The sequence below is a fragment of the Streptomyces sp. NPDC017979 genome (assembly GCF_044328175.1).
GTDB lineage: Bacteria > Actinomycetota > Actinomycetes > Streptomycetales > Streptomycetaceae > Streptomyces.
On the sequence record NZ_JBIRGU010000001.1, the window covers coordinates 694,656 to 712,542 of the forward strand.

Annotated in this window: 16 protein-coding genes; 7 read left to right on the forward strand and 9 right to left on the reverse strand. The window is 71.6% G+C overall.

Features of this window, described 5'->3' with window-relative positions; translation table 11 throughout:
- Complete coding sequence (locus tag ACH4E8_RS02925; protein WP_398443719.1) at nucleotides 1–714, forward strand: PspA/IM30 family protein; 714 nt, start codon at nucleotides 1–3, stop codon at nucleotides 712–714.
- 126 nt (nucleotides 715–840) lie between these two features.
- Here ACH4E8_RS02925 and ACH4E8_RS02930 read toward each other — a convergent pair whose 3' ends face one another.
- The 5 genes from ACH4E8_RS02930 to ACH4E8_RS02950 form a co-directional block, all read right to left on the reverse strand.
- Nucleotides 841–3,435, reverse strand: coding sequence for a SpoIIE family protein phosphatase (locus ACH4E8_RS02930; RefSeq protein WP_398443722.1), 2,595 nt, complete (start codon nucleotides 3,433–3,435; stop codon nucleotides 841–843).
- 147 nt (nucleotides 3,436–3,582) lie between these two features.
- Nucleotides 3,583–3,999 (reverse strand): ATP-binding protein, encoded by a 417-nt coding sequence (locus ACH4E8_RS02935; protein ID WP_398443725.1) that lies wholly within the window; start codon nucleotides 3,997–3,999, stop codon nucleotides 3,583–3,585.
- A gap of 259 nt (nucleotides 4,000–4,258) precedes the next feature.
- A complete protein-coding gene (locus ACH4E8_RS02940) occupies nucleotides 4,259–4,666 on the reverse strand; it encodes a (deoxy)nucleoside triphosphate pyrophosphohydrolase (protein ID WP_398443727.1) in 408 nt (135 codons plus the stop codon).
- Between the two features lie 72 nt (nucleotides 4,667–4,738).
- Nucleotides 4,739–4,915: an SPOR domain-containing protein gene (locus ACH4E8_RS02945; RefSeq protein ID WP_398443729.1), complete on the reverse strand. Its 177-nt coding sequence runs from the start codon at nucleotides 4,913–4,915 to the stop codon at nucleotides 4,739–4,741.
- A gap of 500 nt (nucleotides 4,916–5,415) precedes the next feature.
- On the reverse strand, nucleotides 5,416–6,168 hold the full coding sequence (locus tag ACH4E8_RS02950; RefSeq protein ID WP_398443731.1) for a GntR family transcriptional regulator: 753 nt from the start codon (nucleotides 6,166–6,168) through the stop codon (nucleotides 5,416–5,418).
- A gap of 287 nt (nucleotides 6,169–6,455) precedes the next feature.
- Here ACH4E8_RS02950 and ACH4E8_RS02955 point away from each other — a divergent pair, with 287 nt between their 5' ends.
- Nucleotides 6,456–7,808, forward strand: coding sequence for a glycoside hydrolase family 18 protein (locus ACH4E8_RS02955; RefSeq protein ID WP_398443733.1), 1,353 nt, complete (start codon nucleotides 6,456–6,458; stop codon nucleotides 7,806–7,808).
- A 415-nt stretch (nucleotides 7,809–8,223) separates the two neighbouring features.
- Here ACH4E8_RS02955 and ACH4E8_RS02960 read toward each other — a convergent pair whose 3' ends face one another.
- Nucleotides 8,224–9,426: a DUF4190 domain-containing protein gene (locus tag ACH4E8_RS02960; protein ID WP_398443735.1), complete on the reverse strand. Its 1,203-nt coding sequence runs from the start codon at nucleotides 9,424–9,426 to the stop codon at nucleotides 8,224–8,226.
- A gap of 279 nt (nucleotides 9,427–9,705) precedes the next feature.
- Here ACH4E8_RS02960 and ACH4E8_RS02965 point away from each other — a divergent pair, with 279 nt between their 5' ends.
- The 3 genes from ACH4E8_RS02965 to ACH4E8_RS02975 all read left to right on the forward strand — a co-directional run bounded on the left by ACH4E8_RS02965 (nucleotide 9,706) and on the right by ACH4E8_RS02975 (nucleotide 12,465).
- The gene (locus ACH4E8_RS02965; protein WP_398443737.1) at nucleotides 9,706–10,053 is read left to right on the forward strand and encodes a DUF4326 domain-containing protein; all 348 of its coding nucleotides are present in this window, start codon (nucleotides 9,706–9,708) and stop codon (nucleotides 10,051–10,053) included.
- 96 nt (nucleotides 10,054–10,149) lie between these two features.
- Entirely contained in the window at nucleotides 10,150–11,013 is an 864-nt protein-coding gene (locus ACH4E8_RS02970; RefSeq protein WP_398443739.1) for a putative RNA methyltransferase, read from the forward strand.
- Between the two features lie 285 nt (nucleotides 11,014–11,298).
- A complete protein-coding gene (locus ACH4E8_RS02975) occupies nucleotides 11,299–12,465 on the forward strand; it encodes a hypothetical protein (protein WP_398443741.1) in 1,167 nt (388 codons plus the stop codon).
- 110 nt (nucleotides 12,466–12,575) lie between these two features.
- On the opposite strand, the gene ychF is transcribed toward ACH4E8_RS02975, so the two are convergent.
- Nucleotides 12,576–13,664 (reverse strand): redox-regulated ATPase YchF, encoded by a 1,089-nt coding sequence (gene ychF / locus ACH4E8_RS02980; RefSeq protein WP_398443743.1) that lies wholly within the window; start codon nucleotides 13,662–13,664, stop codon nucleotides 12,576–12,578.
- A 256-nt stretch (nucleotides 13,665–13,920) separates the two neighbouring features.
- Here ychF and ACH4E8_RS02985 point away from each other — a divergent pair, with 256 nt between their 5' ends.
- Nucleotides 13,921–14,505 (forward strand): DUF6542 domain-containing protein, encoded by a 585-nt coding sequence (locus ACH4E8_RS02985; protein WP_398443745.1) that lies wholly within the window; start codon nucleotides 13,921–13,923, stop codon nucleotides 14,503–14,505.
- 13 nt (nucleotides 14,506–14,518) lie between these two features.
- Here ACH4E8_RS02985 and ppgK read toward each other — a convergent pair whose 3' ends face one another.
- Together ppgK and ACH4E8_RS02995 are read right to left on the reverse strand one after the other, a co-directional pair.
- The gene (ppgK, locus tag ACH4E8_RS02990; protein WP_398443746.1) at nucleotides 14,519–15,265 is read right to left on the reverse strand and encodes a polyphosphate--glucose phosphotransferase; all 747 of its coding nucleotides are present in this window, start codon (nucleotides 15,263–15,265) and stop codon (nucleotides 14,519–14,521) included.
- A 54-nt stretch (nucleotides 15,266–15,319) separates the two neighbouring features.
- Nucleotides 15,320–16,324, reverse strand: coding sequence for a 4-hydroxy-3-methylbut-2-enyl diphosphate reductase (locus tag ACH4E8_RS02995; protein ID WP_398443748.1), 1,005 nt, complete (start codon nucleotides 16,322–16,324; stop codon nucleotides 15,320–15,322).
- Nucleotides 16,325–16,467: 143 nt separating this feature from the next.
- Between ACH4E8_RS02995 and ACH4E8_RS03000 the strand changes: the two genes are divergently transcribed.
- The gene (locus ACH4E8_RS03000) at nucleotides 16,468–17,868 is read left to right on the forward strand and encodes an APC family permease (protein ID WP_398443750.1); all 1,401 of its coding nucleotides are present in this window, start codon (nucleotides 16,468–16,470) and stop codon (nucleotides 17,866–17,868) included.
- Nucleotides 17,869–17,887 lie beyond the last annotated feature (19 nt).

Here is a 17,887-nt window from a genome sequence, read left to right on the forward strand (position 1 = left end):
ATGACCAAGCAGACCATCCTGGGCCGGGTCGCCCAACTGGCGAAGGCCAACATCAACGCCCTGCTGGACCAGGCCGAGGACCCCCAGAAGATGATCGACCAGCTCATCCGCGACTACGCGAACAACATCGGCGAGGCGGAACGCGCCGTCGCGGACACCATCGGCAACCTGCGGCTGATGGAGCAGGACCACGCGGAGGACGTGGCGGCGGCCGGCGAGTGGGGCGGGAAGGCGCTCGCTGCCAGCAAGAAGGCGGACGAGCTACGGGCGGCGGGCCAGGCCGCGGAGGCGGACCGCTTCGACGGGCTGGCCAAGGTCGCGCTCCAGCGCCAACTCCAGTCGGAGAAGGAGGCGAAGGCGGCGGAGCCGGTGATCGCCGCCCAGACGGAGGTGGTCGCGCAACTGCGCACCGGGCTCGACCGGATGAAGGGCAAGCTCTCCGAACTCCAGGCCAAGCGGAACGAACTGGTGGCCCGCTCCCGCACCGCGGAGGCGCAGAACCGCATGGTCGACGCGGTCAAGAGCGTCGACGTGCTCGACCCGACGAGCGAACTCGGCCGCTTCGAGGACAAGGTCCGCCGCGAGGAGGCGAGGGCGGTGGGCCGCCGAGAACTCGCGGCGTCCTCCCTGGACGCGCAGTTCGAGGAACTGGAGGCGACGGGCGACACGGCGGAGGTCGAGTCCCGCTTCGCCGCGCTGAAGTCAGCGGGCTGATCGGGGTGCCCCGCGCGGGCGGCCGCGCCGACCTCTGCGGCCTGGTGATGGGCGGCCGCGGACGGCAGAGAGCGTACGGCCCCGCGGCCCGTGGCCGCTCCAGGCACAGGCTGCCGCCGCCCCCGTTCAGAACATGCTCAGCAACTGCTCCACCGTCGGTTCCGACGCACCCCCGCCCGGGAGGGCGAGCTCGAACCAGACCGACTTGCCGCGCGGAGTGCGGCGCGAGCCCCACGCCGCGCTCAGGAGGCCGACGAGTTGCAGGCCGCGGCCGCCCTCGTCCGTGTCGCGGGCGCGCCGGCGGCGGGGTTGGACCAGGCCCGAGTCCCAGACCTCGCACACCAGCGTGCGGTCCCGCAGCAGCCGCAGCCGGATCTCGCCCTCCCCGTACCGCAGCGCGTTCGTGACCAGCTCGCTGACCAGGAGTTCCACCGTGTCGACCAGGGGCTCAAGGTCCCAGGAGACCAGGAGGGCGCGGGACAGCTCGCGGGCCCGGCCCACCGAGCGGGGCTCGCGCGGCAGGGTCCAGTCGCCCACCGCGTCCGACCGCAGGCCCCGCACCTGGGCCATCAGCAGGGCGATGTCGTCCTCGCCGTGCCGGGTGTCGAGGGTGGTGAGGACGTGGTCGCAGACGTCCTCCAGGGACAGCGGGGGCGCCTCCTCGTCCCGTCGCGCGAGCGACTTCGCAGGCTCCGCGATCGCCGCGCGGAACGCCCGTAGCCCCTCGTCCAGCGGATGGTCGCGGGACTCCACGAGCCCGTCGGTGTACAGCGCGAGGAGCGCGCCCTCCGGCAGTTCGACCTCGACGTCCTCGAACGGCTCCCCGCCCACGCCCAGCGGCATTCCCGGGGGCACGTCCAGCAGCAGCGGCTCCTCGCCCGGTTCGACCAGGACGGGCGGCAGGTGTCCGGCGTTGGCGAAGGTGCAGCGGCGGGTGACGGGGTCGTACACGGCGTAGACGCAGGTCGCGAGGTACACCTCGGAGAGGTCGGCCTCGCGGGACTTGTGGGCGGCGCGGGCGCCCGGCTGGGCTCCGCTGGGGCCGCCGAGACCGCGGGCTATCTCGTCCAGCGCGGACAGCACCTCCGCCGGCTCCAGGTCGAGCAGCGCGAGGGTCCGCACCGCGGTGCGCAATTCGCCCATGGCCACCGCGGACCGCAGCCCCCGGCCCATGACGTCGCCGACGACCAGCGCCGTGCGGTGCCCGGGCAGTTCGATGACGTCGAACCAGTCGCCGCCGACCTCGGTGGTGGTGTTGCCCGGCAGGTAGCGACAGGCGATGTCGAGGCCCGCGGCCTCCGGATCGCCCGGCGGGAGCAGGCTGCGCTGGAGGATGAGGGCGCGCTCGTGCTCCCTGCGGTAGAGGCGGGCGTTGTCGATGCAGACCGCGGCGCGCGCGGCGAGTTCGACCGCGAGCGCCCGGTCCCGTTCGCCGAAGGGTTCGCTGCCCTTCGTACGGGAGAACTGCACCAGCCCGACCACCACCTCGTGCGCCACCAGCGGAACGGCGAGGGTGGACTGTACGAGCCCGCCGTCCTCGGCGGGGATGGTGTGCACCCGGGCGGTGCGCAGCGCCCGTGCGCAGGGCGAGTCGGCGCCGTAGCGGTGGACCTCGCCGACGGCGGTCGGGGTGCGGCCGCGGGAGCCGCACCCCGGGGTGGTGATCAGCGGGGCGTCGGACACGGCGCTGGCGAAGGCGACCCGGCGCAGGGCGGCGCTGCCCCGGCCTCCGCCGCCGGTGGCGGGCGCGGCCTGGCGCTCGGGCGGTGCCGCGTCGCCCGCCAGCAGTGCCTGGTACAGGTCGACGGAGGCGAGGTCGCAGAAGCCGGGGACGGCGACGTCGAGGAGTTCGCGGGCGGTGGTCTCCAGGTCGAGGGAGTTGCCGATGCGGGCGCTCGCCTCGTTCAGCAGGGCGAGGTTGCGCCGGGCGCTGGCGGCCTCCCGCGCGGCCACGTGGCGGCGCGTCACATCGGTGCCGATGCCGGCCACTCCGATGGTCCGGCCGGTGCCGCTGTGGACGCGGTAGAGGTTGATGGACCAGTGCCTGCGCTCGGTGGAGTCGGGGCACGAGCCGACCAGTTGCAGGTCGATCACGGACTCGCCGGTCTCCAGGACGCGGCGCAGCGCGGCCGCCATCCGGTCGCCCTCCCCGCGGGGGAGGTAGTCGTGGACGGTGCGTCCGCGGTGGTCGTCAGCGCTGCCGCCGAAGACGGTGGCGAAGCGCTCGTTGGCCCGCTTCACCTTCAGATCGGTGCCGAACAGCACGAACCCGAAGGGCGATTGGCCGAAAATGGCTTGCGAGGCGGCGAGGTCGGTCTCGATCTGCCGCAGGGCCCGTACGTCCACGACGATGCAGAGCGCGGCCCGCTCGCCGCTCTCCGTCTCGGTCGGCATCACGTACACCTCGGCGAGGCCGTGGCTGCGGGGCGAGTGGGGGAGCCGGAAGGGCACGAGGCCCGTCCACTCCTTGCCGTCGAGGATCTCCTTGACCCGGTGCCGGCCGCGCGGCCGCAACTCCTCGGGGAGCAGCACCTCGATCGGGTCCCGGCCCCTGACCTCGGACGCCGTGATGCCGAAGAGGTCGACGGCGCGCCCGCTCCACTGGTCGACCAGCCCGTCGGGGCCTATCGAGAAGGAGGCGACCTTGATGTAGTCGTAGATCGAGCCAGGCGGACTGCTCTGCCACACGGCACCGCCCGCCGTCCCAGGTATCTCGCTCACGCGACCGTCCCCTCCAGCTCACCGCACCGGACCGGCCATGACCGCAGTATTCAGCACTACGGCCGTGCCGGACACGGCGTTCACGATCACAGCACGGTCTCGTTCATTTTGCGCCGTGTCAGCAGTGATCGTTGTCCCTTCACACTTTTAACCGGCGAGAGCCAGCTCGAACCACACGGTCTTGCCAGTACTTCCACGTCGGGTACCCCAGCGACGGGCCGATCCGGCGACGAGTTGCAGTCCGCGGCCGTGTTCGTCGTCCGGGGCCGCGGTCCGCTCGACGGGCGGGTCGGGCAGCGGATCGGACACCTCCACAAGGAGGGAGGGGGCGACGTCGACCTGCTCGCGGCGGACCAGTCGGACGCCGATGGGGCCGGATGCGTACCGCAGGGAGTTGGTGACCAACTCGCTGACCAGCAGCACTGTGACATCGCCCACACCGTGGTCCAGTCCCCAGTCGCGAAGGGTGTCCCGGACGGCGTGACGGGCGGAGCGCACGGCGCCGGGCTCGGCGGGGAAGGTCCATTCGGCGCTCGTGCTGTCGGTGTCGATCACACCGCTCACTTCACTTCCCGGACCAGCAGCAGATGTCCGCCCCATATCGGGTGGCTAATCATCACATACCCGAAATGCCCGTTGAGATATCCCCCCATCCGGGGCGCACTGTCCGCACCACGGCGACCGCCCGGCGAGCCGCCCCGCTCCGAGCCGATCGCCCATGAGATCACCGCGCGACGGGCGGGCGTACGGGCGGACGGACGGACGGACGGACCGCGTGACGGGCGAGCGGACCGCCGCGCCGGCGAGCCACTTCGACCGGGTCTCAGCCGGTGCCCTCGCGCAGCATCCGGGCGGCCTCGGCGACGGCCGGCCGGTCCTGGTCGAGCCAGTCGACGGCGTCGGTCTCGTCCGGGGCGAGCCAGCGCAGCGCGTCGTGGTCCTCCAGCGGTCGGGGCTCGCCGGAGAGCAGCCGCACCGTCCACACCTGCAGTACGTAACCCGGCTTCAGCGGCCACTCGCCGGGGATCCGGGCGACGGGCTCCGCCTCCACGCCCAACTCTTCGCGCAACTCGCGGACCAGCGCCTCTTCCGGCCGCTCGCCCGGCTCCTGCTTGCCGCCGGGCAGCTCCCAGCGGCCCGCGACCTCCGCGGGGGCGCTGCGGCGCGCGGCCAGCAACCGGCCGCGGTGGTAAACGGCTCCGGCCACCACCAAGCGATCGTGATCTGTCATGCGCCGGAGCGTACCCGCGCCCCGCCGCCGGCCCCGGCCGTCGTCAGCGCACGTCCACATGGCCCGTGGGCCTCAGGGGCGGGACTGCCCCATGCGCTCCACGTGATAGAGCTGCTTGTGCCCCTTGACATCGAGGGAGTCCGCGATGCGTTGGGCCTCGTCCTCGGTGGCGTACTGGCCGACGCGATAGCGGTTGCCGTTGTCGTCCTGGCGTATGACGAGCCAGGTCAGGACCGTGCTGTCGCTCATCGCTCCCCTCCCTCGGTGGGTCCGAGCAGGTATGAAGATCGCCGGGAAACCGCACTACGCATATGCCGGAGCCTACGCCTGACCTTCACTCAGCGGATACGGGTTTTCACAAAGAGATAGGAAACTGGGGGCGCGCACCACTGAATGCGCCCCCTGCGCCCCGCATGCCTCTCCTGTTGCACCGCGACCGGAGCAGGTCGGTACGTGGCCGTCCGTACGCGGCCGCCGGAGCGAGTCCGTCGACCTTGAGCACCTTCACGGCGTCGTACGAACCTCACCATAAGGGCCTGCACCGACAGTGCGGGCCCGCACCCGGCAGTCCGGGCGCACACACCGACGGTCCGGCCCCGACGACCCAGGCCCGACGGCTTCAGAACGGACGGTCGCGGACCGGAAGGCCCGAGGCTCGACGGTCGGGGACCAGCCGGCCACAGGTCCGACAGGCACAAGGCCCGACGGCGCCGGCCCGTCCCCAGGCGGCTCCGCCGACTACGCCCCGCTCACTTCACCGGCAGGCGGTACGCGATCCGGAAACGATCCGCCAGAGCCACGATGTCCGCCGTCTCGACCGCGCGGTCGGACGCGTAGTACGTCCGGGAGACCACCATCACCAGGTGCCCCGGCACCCCGCCGAGCGCCAGCAGCTCCTCCGCGAGCCCCGGCCGGGCGCCGACCTCCTCGGAGACGTTGTCCACGACGACGTCGATCGCCGCCATCCGCTCGACCACGCCGCAGCCGCCGAGCGGCCCCTCCTCCGGCAGCATGACCGGGGTCCGCCCGGTGAGCTCCAGCGGCTCCCAGGAGGTGGAGAGCATGATCGGTTCGCCGTTCTCCCGGAAGACGTAGCGGGTGCGCATCACCCGGTCGCCGACCCGGACGCCCAGCCGCTCCGCGATCTCCTCGTCCGCCTCGTCCTGGTCGCTGCGCGACTCCCAGGTGCCGCGCAGCCCGTCGGTCGCCTGCTCCTGCCGGAAGGGGTTCGCGCCCGACGGGGGGCGGAAGCCGGAGCGGGCGATGTGCCGCGGCACGGGCCGTTCGCGCACGTACGTGCCGGACCCGGACCGCCCCTCGACCAGGCCCTCCGCCATCAGGACCTTGCGGGCCTCCAGGGCGACGGTGTCCGAGACCCCGTACTCCTCGCGGATCCGGGCCTGGGAGGGCAGCCGGGTGTGCGGCGGCAGCGAGCCACTGACGATCTTCTGGCGGAGGTCGCTCGCCACGCGCAGATACGCCGGCTGCTCACCGATGCCCACTGGCCACTCCCATCACATTGACAGACAGCAACAGCCTCGCAACGGTGGGTTGTTGCCTGCAACCATCGGCCAAAGCATCGCGCACGGTGAGGAGTTCCGCTCCGACAGGGCATTACCGCAAGTACGAACGATCGTTCCGCATCAAACCATTGACCTTAATGGTCCAGACCAATAGCGTCCTGTGCTGCACGACGCCCGTTCACGGAAGAGCCCGGCGCACGTGTGCGCGGCCGTGCCCCGGCCCGTGCCCACCGCCCCGCCGGGACCACGCACAGGAATGAGCCCCCATGCGTCGAAGAAACCTCGTCCGGACCGCTGTTGCCGCCACCTCCCTGTCCCTCCTCGCCGCCCTGGCACCGACCGCCGTGGCGCACGGCGGGGACCGCCACGACGGCGACGACGACCGCCGCTCGTACAAGCGCATCGGCTACTTCACCCAGTGGGGCGTGTACGGGCGCGACTTCCAGGTCAAGGACCTGGACACCAGCGGCCAGGCCGCCAAGCTCACCCACATCAACTACGCCTTCGGGAACGTCAGCCCGGACGGCAAGTGCATGATGCAGGGCCCGGCCGGCGAGGCGGACCCCTGGGCCGACTACCAGCGGCCCGTGCCCGCCGCCGACTCCGTGGACGGCGTCACCGACTCCCCCGACCAGCGGCTCGCGGGCAACTTCAACGAACTCGTCGAGCTCAAGGCGAAGCACCCCGGCCTCAAGGTGATGATCTCCCTCGGCGGTTGGAGCTGGTCCACGCACTTCTCCGACGCGGTGCTCACCGAGGAGAAGCGGAAGGCGTTCGTCTCCTCCTGCATCGACCTCTACATCAAGGGCAACCTGCCGGTCGACGGCGCGCGCGGCGGACAGGGCGCGGCGGCCGGCGTCTTCGACGGCATCGACCTGGACTGGGAGTGGCCGGGCTCGTCGGGCGAGGACGACACGGTCTACCGGCCCGAGGACAAGCAGAACTTCACCGCGGTGGTGCGGGAGTTCCGCAAACAGCTCGACGCGTACGCGAAGGGCCAGCCGAAGCAGCAGGACGGCAAGCGCAAGCGCTACGAGCTGTCCGCCTTCGTGCCGACGGCGCCCGCGAAGATCGACGCGGGCTTCGAGGTCCGCAAGATCATGAAGGACTTCGACTTCGTCAACCTCCAGGGCTACGACTTCCACGTCTCCGGCGAGAAGACCACGGCCCAGCAGTCGGCGCTGTACGCGAAGAACGACTTCAGCGTGGACCAGACCGTGAACGACTGGCTGCGCCGGGGCGCACCGGCGCACAAGCTGGTGATGGGCATGCCCGCGTACGGCCAGGGCTGGACGGGCGTCAAGGGCGGCGGCGACGGCATGGGGCAGCCGGCCGAGAAGCCCGCTCCCGCGAAGTTCCAGCCGGGCTTCGAGGACTACAAGGAGCTGAAGAAGCTGGCCGCGTCGGGCCAGTACGAGGTGTACCGGAAGCACGGGCAGGCATGGCTCTTCGACGGCAACACCCTGTGGACGTACGACGACCCGAAGGTGCTGCGCGCCAAGACGGAGTACATCCGCGACCGGGGGCTCGGTGGCGCGATGTTCTGGTCCCTCGACGGGGACACGGCGGACGGCGAGCTGATGCGCACCGTGGACCGGGGGTTGTCGCACGACGACTGACGGTCGGATGCGAAGCTGGGACCGGAAGCTTGCGGGCTGAAGGTCGGGAGCCACCGGCCGAAGGCTGAGGCGCGCGCTGACGTGCGCGCCGTCGGACGGGACGCGGCCCGGGCAGGGGCCGGGGCGCGTCCTTGGGAAGAGGTCGGTGTCGCAGGGCTGTCGGTGGCCCGGGCACCGGCCTCTTCCGCCATTCCGCGGCGGCGTCGGCATCGGCATCGGCATCGGACCGACGCGCCCGGCCGGCTCGACGTCGGTCAGCCGGCCGCCCTGCCGGAGGCGGTACGGGACGGCGCCATCGATCCGGTCCGGTGCGCGCTCGCCGCCCGTGGCCTTGCCCGTGCTCCTGCGTGCGGCCGTTCCTGCGTACGGCTTCGGCGTACGGCCGGGGCGGCGGGCCAGCCCCGGCCGGCCGTCCTCAGACGCGTTCCTCCCGGGCCGGTGCCGCGGTCTCCAGCCCCTTCAGCGCCTTGCGGATGGCGACTTCGGTGTCGACCTTCAGCGCCTCGTCGGCCGAGTAGACGTGGTCCCAGAAGACCTCTTCGCTGGTGGCCTTCGCCGCCTTGTCCCAGTGCGCGCGGGACGCGTCGAACTGGTCGGCGCGCTGTAGCACCGTCTTGCGCACGTCGCCCTGCCACGAGTGGCCGCGCAGGGCCTTCGCGGAGTCGGCGAGGGCGCTGGAGGTGTCCTTCGCCCAGGCTCGGTGCAGATGGGCGGCGGCCGTGAACTCGTCCTCGGGCAACCGGAAGCCCGAGCGCAGGAAGCCGTTCTCCGCCTTCAGATAGGCGACCTGGTCGGCGGTGAGGGTGCCGGCGTCCCGGCGCAGGGAGCCGGTCGTCTTCTCGTTCTTGGTGGTGGAGTAGCCGCAGCTGACCCGGCGGTCGCCCTGCTTCCAGCTCTCGCCGGTGGGGAAGTAGTAGTACGGCTCCATCGACGCGGGGATCGCCCACACGTCCATGGCGTACGCGAAGTCGATCTCCTCGCAGCGCAGTTCGGCCACCGGCGCGAGGGCCTCCTCGCCCGGGTAGTCGTCGTATCCGGTGATCGCGTAGCCGCCGGTGATCTCGGCCTCGTGCGGGCTGCCGCAGTCGATGACCTTGACGTCGGAGACCTCCTTGCCGTCCTTGTCGCCGGCGCCGGGGAGGTCGTAGCAGTCGCCCTTGCGCAGGTCATCGACGGTCCGGTGGCTCGCGACCTCGTCGACCCCTTCCTTGAACCCCTTCCAGAACTCGCCGGCGCCGCCGGTGGCGAAGAAGAGGGTGATCAGCAGCGTGGAGACGGTGGAGAGCACGATGCCGCTGATCGCGAGGCCCCGGCCGCGCTGGCCGCGGCGCTTGATCTGCCGCAACCCGACCAGCCCGAAGACCAGGCCGAGCGGCGGCAGGCAGCAGACGATGCCGGAGATGAGGGAGGCGATGGAGAGCCCGTTGACGGTCGGGGCGACGGGGGCCGCGGGGTACGCCGGGTACTGCTGGTGCGGGTAGTACGCCGGGTGCTGCCCGGGCCCGGGCGGTACGGGCTGCTGCCCCGGGTACGGTCCGGGCTGCGGTGCCTGCGGCTGTTGGCCGGGCTGGGGCTGTTGGCCGGGCTGGTCGGGCCCTGGCGGCTTGAAGGGGTCCACGGGTGTCCTACTCCTCATCGGGGATGCGCCCGGTTGCCGAGTCGCGCCGGGGAGGGGGCCGGGGCCGTCGGGGTGCGGGAAAGCACGGGAATCAGTTCAGAATCGTATAAACATTGCGCCGTTCGGGGTACGGCGGGGCGCGATGCAGGAGCCCGGCCCGCGTTGCGGCCCAACCGTGCCCCGGGCCGCCCGACGCGCCCGGAGCCGTACCCGTGCCGTACCCGCCAACAGGCCCCGTCGCGGTGGCGCGCCGCCCGCCCCTCGCCGAGGATCCGTTCCATGGCACGAGCACGCCCGAAGACCACGGTGGTCAACCTGAAGGGCCACCGCGACGACCCCGCGTACGACGACGTCCTCTACGTGGGCCGCGCGATGCACCGCGGCGGCTGGCACCTCGACGGCTCCCCGCTGTCCTGCCCGTGGCACCCCGGCCGCGACGGCACCCGGTCGGAGGTCATGGCCCGCTACCGGGACTACCTGCTCTCCCGCCCCGACCTGCTGGCGCAGCTCCCCGCACTGCGGGGCCACCGGCTCGGCTGCTGGTGCGTCCCCGAGAAGTGCCACGCGGAGGTCATCGCGGAGTTGGCCGACGCGGGCTACGGGGCGGCCGGGAAGCAGTCAAAATGATGATCGCTCCGGCAGTACCCTTGGGCAACGGCCCGTACGACCTGCGGCGAGCGCCGGCGGCAAGGGTCGACCCACCCCGCCGAGGAGCGACCCCAGATGCCAGCAGCACCGTCCGCCGCCCTTGAACGGATGCTGTCCGTCCTGCTGTGCCCCGTGTGCTCGGCCCCCTTCGAAGCGGTCGAACGCACCCTGCGGTGCCCGGCCCGCCACACCTTCGACATCGCCCGCCAGGGCTACGTCGGCCTCCTCACCGGCCACCGCGGACCGGCGACCGCCGACGCCCCCGCGATGGTCCGGGCCCGCACCGCCTTCCTGAACGCCGGCCACTACGCCCCGCTCGCCACCGCACTCGCCGCCCGCGCCGCCGCACTCGCCCCCACCCCCGACGCCACCCTCCTGGACGCCGGCGTCGGCACCGGCCACTACCTCGCCGCCGCCCTCGACGCCCTCCCCGCGGCAACCGGCCTGGGCCTCGACACCTCCCCCCACGCCCTCCGCTCCGCCGCCCGCATCCACCCCCGCGCAGCCGCCGCCAGTTGGGACGTCTGGCGCCCCCTCCCCCTGCGCACCGACTCCGTCCACCTCCTCCTCAACGTCTTCGCCCCCCGCAACGCCCCCGAGTTCCACCGCGTCCTCCACCCCACCGGCACCCTCCTCGTCGTCACCCCCGCCCCCACCCACCTCCACGAACTCCGCACCGCCCTCGACCTCCTGAACGTCGACCCGACGAAGGAGGACCGGCTCCACCAAACGCTCTCCACCACCTTCCGCCGCGAGGACGTCCAAACCCTGGAGTACGTCATCCACCTCCCGGCACCGGACGTGCTCAACCTGGTGACGATGACCCCCTCGGCCCACCACATCCCCCCCGACACCCTCAACACCCGGGTCGCCGCCCTCCCGAACCCCCAGCCGGTGACGGTCTCCTTCACGGTGTCGACGTTCCGCCCGCTCAACTAGGGCACGTCCGGTAAGCCCAATTCCAGAAGCGCTTCTCCCAGCACCGGCTGCGGATGCTTGAACTCCTGGATCCACAGGGACCGGTGGCCTGCCTGCCGTCGCGGCAAGACTTCGTGGAGGGCCTCGACAAGGCCCTTGAGGACCTCGACAGGTAGCCTGCGAAGCTCGCTCGGGCCTACGGCACAGCAGACATCAGCCCTCCCGCCCACACACAACTCGGCAAAGCGGACCGAGTTGGAAATGCAGCAACGCCCAACTGTCTGCGGCGGATGCTTCCATAACGCCATGAGGACCGTGCACGAGACCGTCGCCCTTCTCCCCGAACCGCAGCAACTCCGTGCGCATCTCCGCGCACTGGCCGTCCTGGACACCGCGATCGGCGACGATCCGCAGTTCTGCCAGTACACCTTCGACACCACTTGGGGACCTGGTACCGAGGCAGCCCTGATGGCGAACGGCTCGGGTGACGACTTCTCCGTCCTCTTCACCTCGGCCGGCGTGCTCATACGGGGCTTCGCCCACGAGTCGGAGATGAGCCCGTACAGAACGGACAACAAGCGGGTCTGGCCCGGTGTCGTCGACGAAGTGCCCTCCACGCTGCGCCCGTTCCTGGACGAACCCGCCTTCCGCGACGAGGACATCGACACGCCCCGGGTCACCGCCTGCCTGTGGCGGGAGACCGGCTCCCCCGCCTGGCGCACCGGCTCGAACATCGGCTTCCCCAAGGGCAGCGGGACCCCAGACGGTTCCGACTCCCTCTTCCGCCTCCTCACCCATCGCTCCCCCGAGGCCGCCCAGGCCCACTTTGAGGACTACTACGAGCGCTCCGTCCCCCTCGACGCCGTCCGCCACGTCCTCGCCGGACACCCCCTCACCCCCACGATCGCCAGGGCCCTCAATCCGGCCGCCCTCTCGGACGACGCACTACTCCGCAGGATCGCCACGCATCCCGAGGCGGCCGCCTACCTGTCCCACGACGGCGAGTTCGACCTCGCCCGCACGGACCCGATCGAGTCGATCGCCCTGCCCAACGGCCTCGCAGTGGAGCCCGTCGCCGGCTGCAACGCGGGCGGCACCCACTACCTCTGCGGCCCGGTCTCCGACGGCCCCCGCCCCGTTCTCTACACGGACTCCGAAGGCAGGGCCTCCCTCATCGCGGAGTCCCTCGCCGAAGCGTTGGCCCTCGCCATCGCCCTGCCGTCTTGGCACGACGCCCTGGCCGGCCTCCGCCCGCCGGCCCTCAACGCCGACTACCTCGACGACCACCCGGACCACCCCACGGTCCGCAACCGTCTCCTCGCCGCGCTCCGCCTTCCCCCGGCCACCGACCGAGAAACCCTGGACCGCCTGCTGACCACCGCCGCCCGCACCGTCCCCGACGGGTTCCTCCCGCACGTCCCCGGCGAGGAGGATTCCGAGTTTGAGCCCCTGCTCGAACGATCCACCGAGTAGGGACCAACGCCCATCCAGCACCGTGAACGACGAAGGGGTCGGCTCCTTGAGGGCCGACCCCTTCTCTGCTGCACGCTTGCGAGATCACTTCACACTCGGCATGGAACCGCTCAAACGTTGAACCGGAACTCCACCACGTCCCCGTCCTGCATCACGTATTCCTTCCCCTCCATCCGCGCCTTCCCCTTCGCGCGCGCCTCCGCCACCGAGCCGGTGGCGATCAGGTCGGCGAAGGAGATGACCTCCGCCTTGATGAAGCCCTTCTGGAAGTCGGTGTGGATCACGCCCGCCGCCTCGGGGGCCGTTGCGCCCTGCTTGATGGTCCAGGCGCGGGATTCCTTGGGGCCGGCCGTGAGGTAGGTCTGGAGGCCGAGGGTGGCGAAGCCGACGCGGCCGAGGGTGGCGAGGCCGGGCTCTTCCTGGCCCATGGACTGGAGGAGCTCCAGGGCCTCGTCGTCGTCGAGTTCGATGAGTTCGGACTCGATCTTGGCGTTGAGGAAGATCGCCTCGGCGGGGGCGACCAGGGCGCGCTGCTCGTCCTTGAAGTCTTCGTCGACGAGTTCGTCCTCGTCGACGTTGAAGACGTAGAGGAAGGGCTTCGTGGTCAGCAGGTGGAGCTCGTGGAGCAGGTCGCCCTGTTCGGTGCCCTTGGTGATGCCGGCGGAGAAGAGGGTCTGGCCGGACTCCAGGATCTTCTGGGCGGACTCGACCGCGGCGAGGACGGCGACCTTGTCCTTCTGGAGGCGGGCCTCCTTCGTCAGGCGGGGGACCGCCTTCTCGACGGACTGGAGGTCGGCGAGGATCAGCTCGGTGTTGATCGTCTCGATGTCGTCCTTCGGGGAGACCTTGCCGTCCACGTGGACGACGTTCTCGTCCTTGAAGGCCCGGATGACCTGGCAGATCGCATCGGACTCACGGATGTTCGCCAGGAACTTGTTGCCCAGGCCCTCGCCCTCGCTGGCGCCGCGGACGATGCCCGCGATGTCCACGAAGTCGACCGTCGCCGGGAGGATGCGCTCGGAGCCGAAGATCTCGGCGAGCTTGGCGAGGCGCGCGTCGGGGACGCCGACCACGCCGACGTTGGGCTCGATGGTGGCGAACGGGTAGTTGGCCGCCAGCACGTCGTTCTTGGTCAGGGCGTTGAACAGGGTCGACTTGCCGACGTTCGGCAGGCCGACGATTCCGATCGTGAGCGACACGGTGGCGACTTCCTGGGCTGGGAGGGGACTGCGTGGACGAGAGGGTGCTTCGGCCGCACCGGGCCGATCCCCCAGTTTACGGCCCGCGCGGGGGTTCCACGGTCGGGGCTCGGGACGCCGCGGTGCCCGGCCCGGAGCCCCCGTCCGCACGCGCAGCCGTCCGAAGGAGGCTGGTGGAGTCGAACTCTTCGCCAAGGTCGTCCAAAGGGCGTGTCCTGAGCCGGATTCCGCCCCCGTCGCAACCTACGTTGTTCGGGTGGAGCAGCCAAGGACGAGTAACCCCCAGCGCCGCCAGCGGCCCCAGACGCCTTCCGCGCAGGGTCCGCTCTCCCCGCAGAGCGCCCTCGCGGACCGTCCCGTCGTGTACGGGGTGCGGCCCGCGCGGTCCCGGCGTCCGGTGCCGCCGCTGGTGCTCGTCCTGCGCAAGCTGCCGAGCCCGCGGCTCACCGGGCTGGGCGCCGGGCTGTTCGCGCTGGTGGCCATGGTGCTGCTGGGCTGTCTGGACTGGCTGCTCTTCGACGGCTCCGCGGTGCTGTACGGCGTGCTGTTCCTCGTCGTCAGCGCCCTGACCGCGCTGTGGGTGCGCGAGGCCGACCTGGTCACCGCGCCGATCAGCGTGCCGATCGCGTTCGCCGCCGGGGTGGTGCCGATCTCCGGCGGCGAGGGCGGCATCGGCGGTCAGGTGATGGCCGTGGTGACGGCGCTGGCGGTGCACGCGGGCTGGCTGTACGGCGGCACGCTCGTCGCGGGGCTGATCACCTGCGTGCGGAAGGTGCGCCAGATGGGTCGGCGCAAGCGCCGAGGACGGCCCGCGGCGCCCCCGGTGGGCCGGGGGCGCTGAGCCACCGGGCCGGTCAGTGCTCGGCGGCCGAGCAGGCCATCGCCGCGCCCACGATCCCCGCGTTGTTCTGGAGCTGCGCCGGCACGATCTCCGCCCGTACGCCCTCGATCAGCGGGAGGAACTTCTCGGCCTTGCGGCTCACGCCGCCGCCGATGATGAACAGCTCCGGCGAGAACAGCATCTCCACGTGCGCCAGGTACTTCTGGACCCGGCGCGCCCAGTGCGCCCAGGACAGGTCGCCGTCCTCCTTGGCCTTGGTGGAGGCGTGGGTCTCGGCGTCGCGGCCGTGCAGCTCCAGATGGCCCAGTTCGGTGTTGGGCACCAGGCGGCCGTCGACGAACAGGGCGCTGCCGATGCCCGTGCCGAAGGTGAGCAGCATCACGGTGCCGCCGCGCCCGCGGCCCGCGCCGAAGGTCATCTCGGCGACGCCCGCCGCGTCCGCGTCGTTCAGCACGGTGACCGCGCTGCCGTCGAGGCGGGAGCTGAGCAGCTGGGCCGCGTCGACGTCGATCCAGCCCTTGTCGACGTTCGCGGCGGTACGGGTGACGCCGCCGGTGACCACGCCGGGGAAGGTGATCCCGACGGGGCCGGTCCAGCCGAAGTGCCGCACCACCTCGGCGACGCCGTCCGCGACCGCGTCGGGCGTCGCCGGCTGCGGGGTCAGGACCTTGTAGCGCTCCTGTGCCAGGTCTCCGGCGTCAAGGTCGACGGGCGCGCCCTTGATGCCGGATCCACCGATGTCCACTCCGAAGACGTTCATGGACACCACGTTACGGGCCGGTCGGCACGCGCACCCCGGGAGCGCCGGCGGGGGTCACCCCGCGCTCGGCCCACCGGCCTTGGCCACCAGCTCCGCCGCCTCGGCGCGCAGGTCGCGGCGCAGCTCCTTCGGCAGCGAGAAGGTGATCGACTCCTCGGCGGACTTCACCAGCTCGACGTCCTCGAAACCGCGCTGCGTCAGCCACTCCAGGACGCCTTCGACCAGTACGTCGGGGACGGAGGCGCCGGAGGTGACGCCGACGGTCGACACGCCCTCCAGCCACGCCTCGTCGATCTCGTCGGCGAAGTCGACGAGGTGGGCGTCGCCCGCGCCGGCGCCGAGGGCGACCTCGACCAGCCGGACCGAGTTCGAGGAGTTCTTCGAGCCGACGACGATGACCAGGTCGGCTTCGGCGCCCATCTGCTTGACCGCGATCTGGCGGTTCTGCGTGGCGTAGCAGATGTCATCGCTGGGCGGCGAGATGAGCTGCGGGAACTTCTCCTTGAGCTTGTCGACGGTCTCCATGGTCTCGTCGACGGAGAGGGTGGTCTGGGAGAGCCAGACGACCTTGGACTCGTCGCGCACCTCGACCTTCGCCACGTCGTCCGGGCCGTCGACCAGGGTGATGTGGTCGGGGGCCTCGCCGGAGGTGCCGATGACCTCTTCGTGGCCCTCGTGGCCGATGAGGAGGATGTCGTAGTCCTCCTTGGCGAAGCGGACGGCCTCCTTGTGGACCTTGGTCACCAGCGGGCAGGTCGCGTCGATCGTCGCGAGCTTGCGCTCGGCGGCCTCGTCGTGGACGACGGGGGCGACGCCGTGCGCGGAGAACATCACGATGGAGCCTTCGGGGACCTCCGCCGTGGCGTCGACGAAGATCGCACCCTTCTTCTCCAGGGTCTGCACGACGTACTTGTTGTGGACGATCTCGTGGCGGACGTAGATCGGCGCCCCGTACTGCTCAAGGGCCTTCTCGACGGCGATCACGGCACGGTCCACGCCCGCGCAGTAGCCACGGGGAGCGGCGAGCAGGACGCGACGGGCTGGAGGCGTTGCAGTCATGCACCCCATCGTAAGGCCGAGCAGAAGAGGCGGGAGTTCACCGCTTGGAGAAAGACTGTCTGGGTGTGCGCGGGGTGCCGTGGGGCGTCCGCGGGCACGGTGACGGACGGCGATGACCGGGCGACGGGCGGACGGAGGGCCGGATGACCGCGGGTGTTCCCGAGTCGAGCGACGACAGCGGCGGCAGCGGCAGTACGGACAGCGGTACGGGCGCGGCGGCGGGCAACGGCGAACTGCGACGGACCCTGGGCTTTCGCGACCTGGTGGTCTACGGTCTGCTCTTCATCGCCCCCATGGCGCCCGTCGGGGTCTACGGGACCCTGGACGCGAAGTCGCACGGCGCGGTCGCCCTCGTGTACGTGGTCGCCACGGTCGCGATGGCCTTCACGGCGGTGAGCTACGCCCAGATGGTGCGGGTCGCGCCGCGCGCCGGCTCCGTGTTCACGTACGCGTCGAAGGGCCTCGGTCAGGGGCCCGGCTTCATCGCCGGCTGGATGGCGATGCTCGACTACCTGCTGATCCCGGCCGTGGCGTACCTCTTCTCCGGAATCGCCATGGAGGCGCTGGTGCCGGCGGTCGACCGGTGGATCTGGACGATGCTCGCCGTGGTCGTGACCACCGCGCTGAACCTGTGGGGGGTGCGGCCGGCGGCCCGGGTCGGCTTCGCGGTGCTGGTGATGGAGATCGTGGTGCTGCTGGTGTTCGTGGTGTCGGCGGTCGTCGTGCTGGCGCAGCACGGTGCGCAGCGCGGCTGGCTGTCGCCGCTCACGGGCGATCTGTCCTTCTCCCTGACGGCGGTGTTCGCCGCGGTGTCGGTGGCGGTGCTGTCGTACCTCGGCTTCGACGCGATCGCGTCGTTCGCGGAGGAGGTGACCGGGGGGTCGCAGCAGGTGGCGCGGGCGGTGCTGCTCTGTCTGGTGCTGGCGGGGCTGTTGTTCTTCGCGCAGACGTATCTGGTGGCGCTGTTGGAGCCGGCTTCGTCGGCGGAGTTGGCCGCGGCGCCGGAGAAGCAGGGGACGGCGTTCTACGACGCGGTGGACTCGTCCGTGGGGACCTGGCTGCACGATCTGATCGCGGTCAGCAAGGCGATCGGCGCTGCGTTCGCGGCGCTGGCGGCGCAGGCGGCGGCGGGGCGGTTGCTCTTCGCGATGGCCCGGGACCGGCGGTTGCCGCGGGGGCTGGCCCGTACGAACGCGGGCGTGCCGCGGGTGGCGCTGCTGGCGGCGGCGGTGGTGACGCTGGTCGCCGCGGTGTGGGCGGCGCGCCGGCCCGAGGGGCTGGACCACCTGGTCTCGGTGGTGGACATCGGTGCGCTGACGGCGTTCGTGCTGCTGCACGCCAGCGTGGTGGGGTGGTTCGTGGTGCGCCGGATGGCGGGGCCGCCGGACTGGCTGCGGCACGTGGTGGTGCCGGTGGTGGGCGCGGCGATCTTGATCGCGGTGATGGCGGAGGCGGCGACGTCGGCGCAGGTGGTGGGCGTGGTGTGGCTGGGTGTGGGGCTGGTGGTGCTGGCGGTGCGCTGGGAGCGACCGGGGGCGCTCTGAGCGCGGCCCCGGCTTTCGG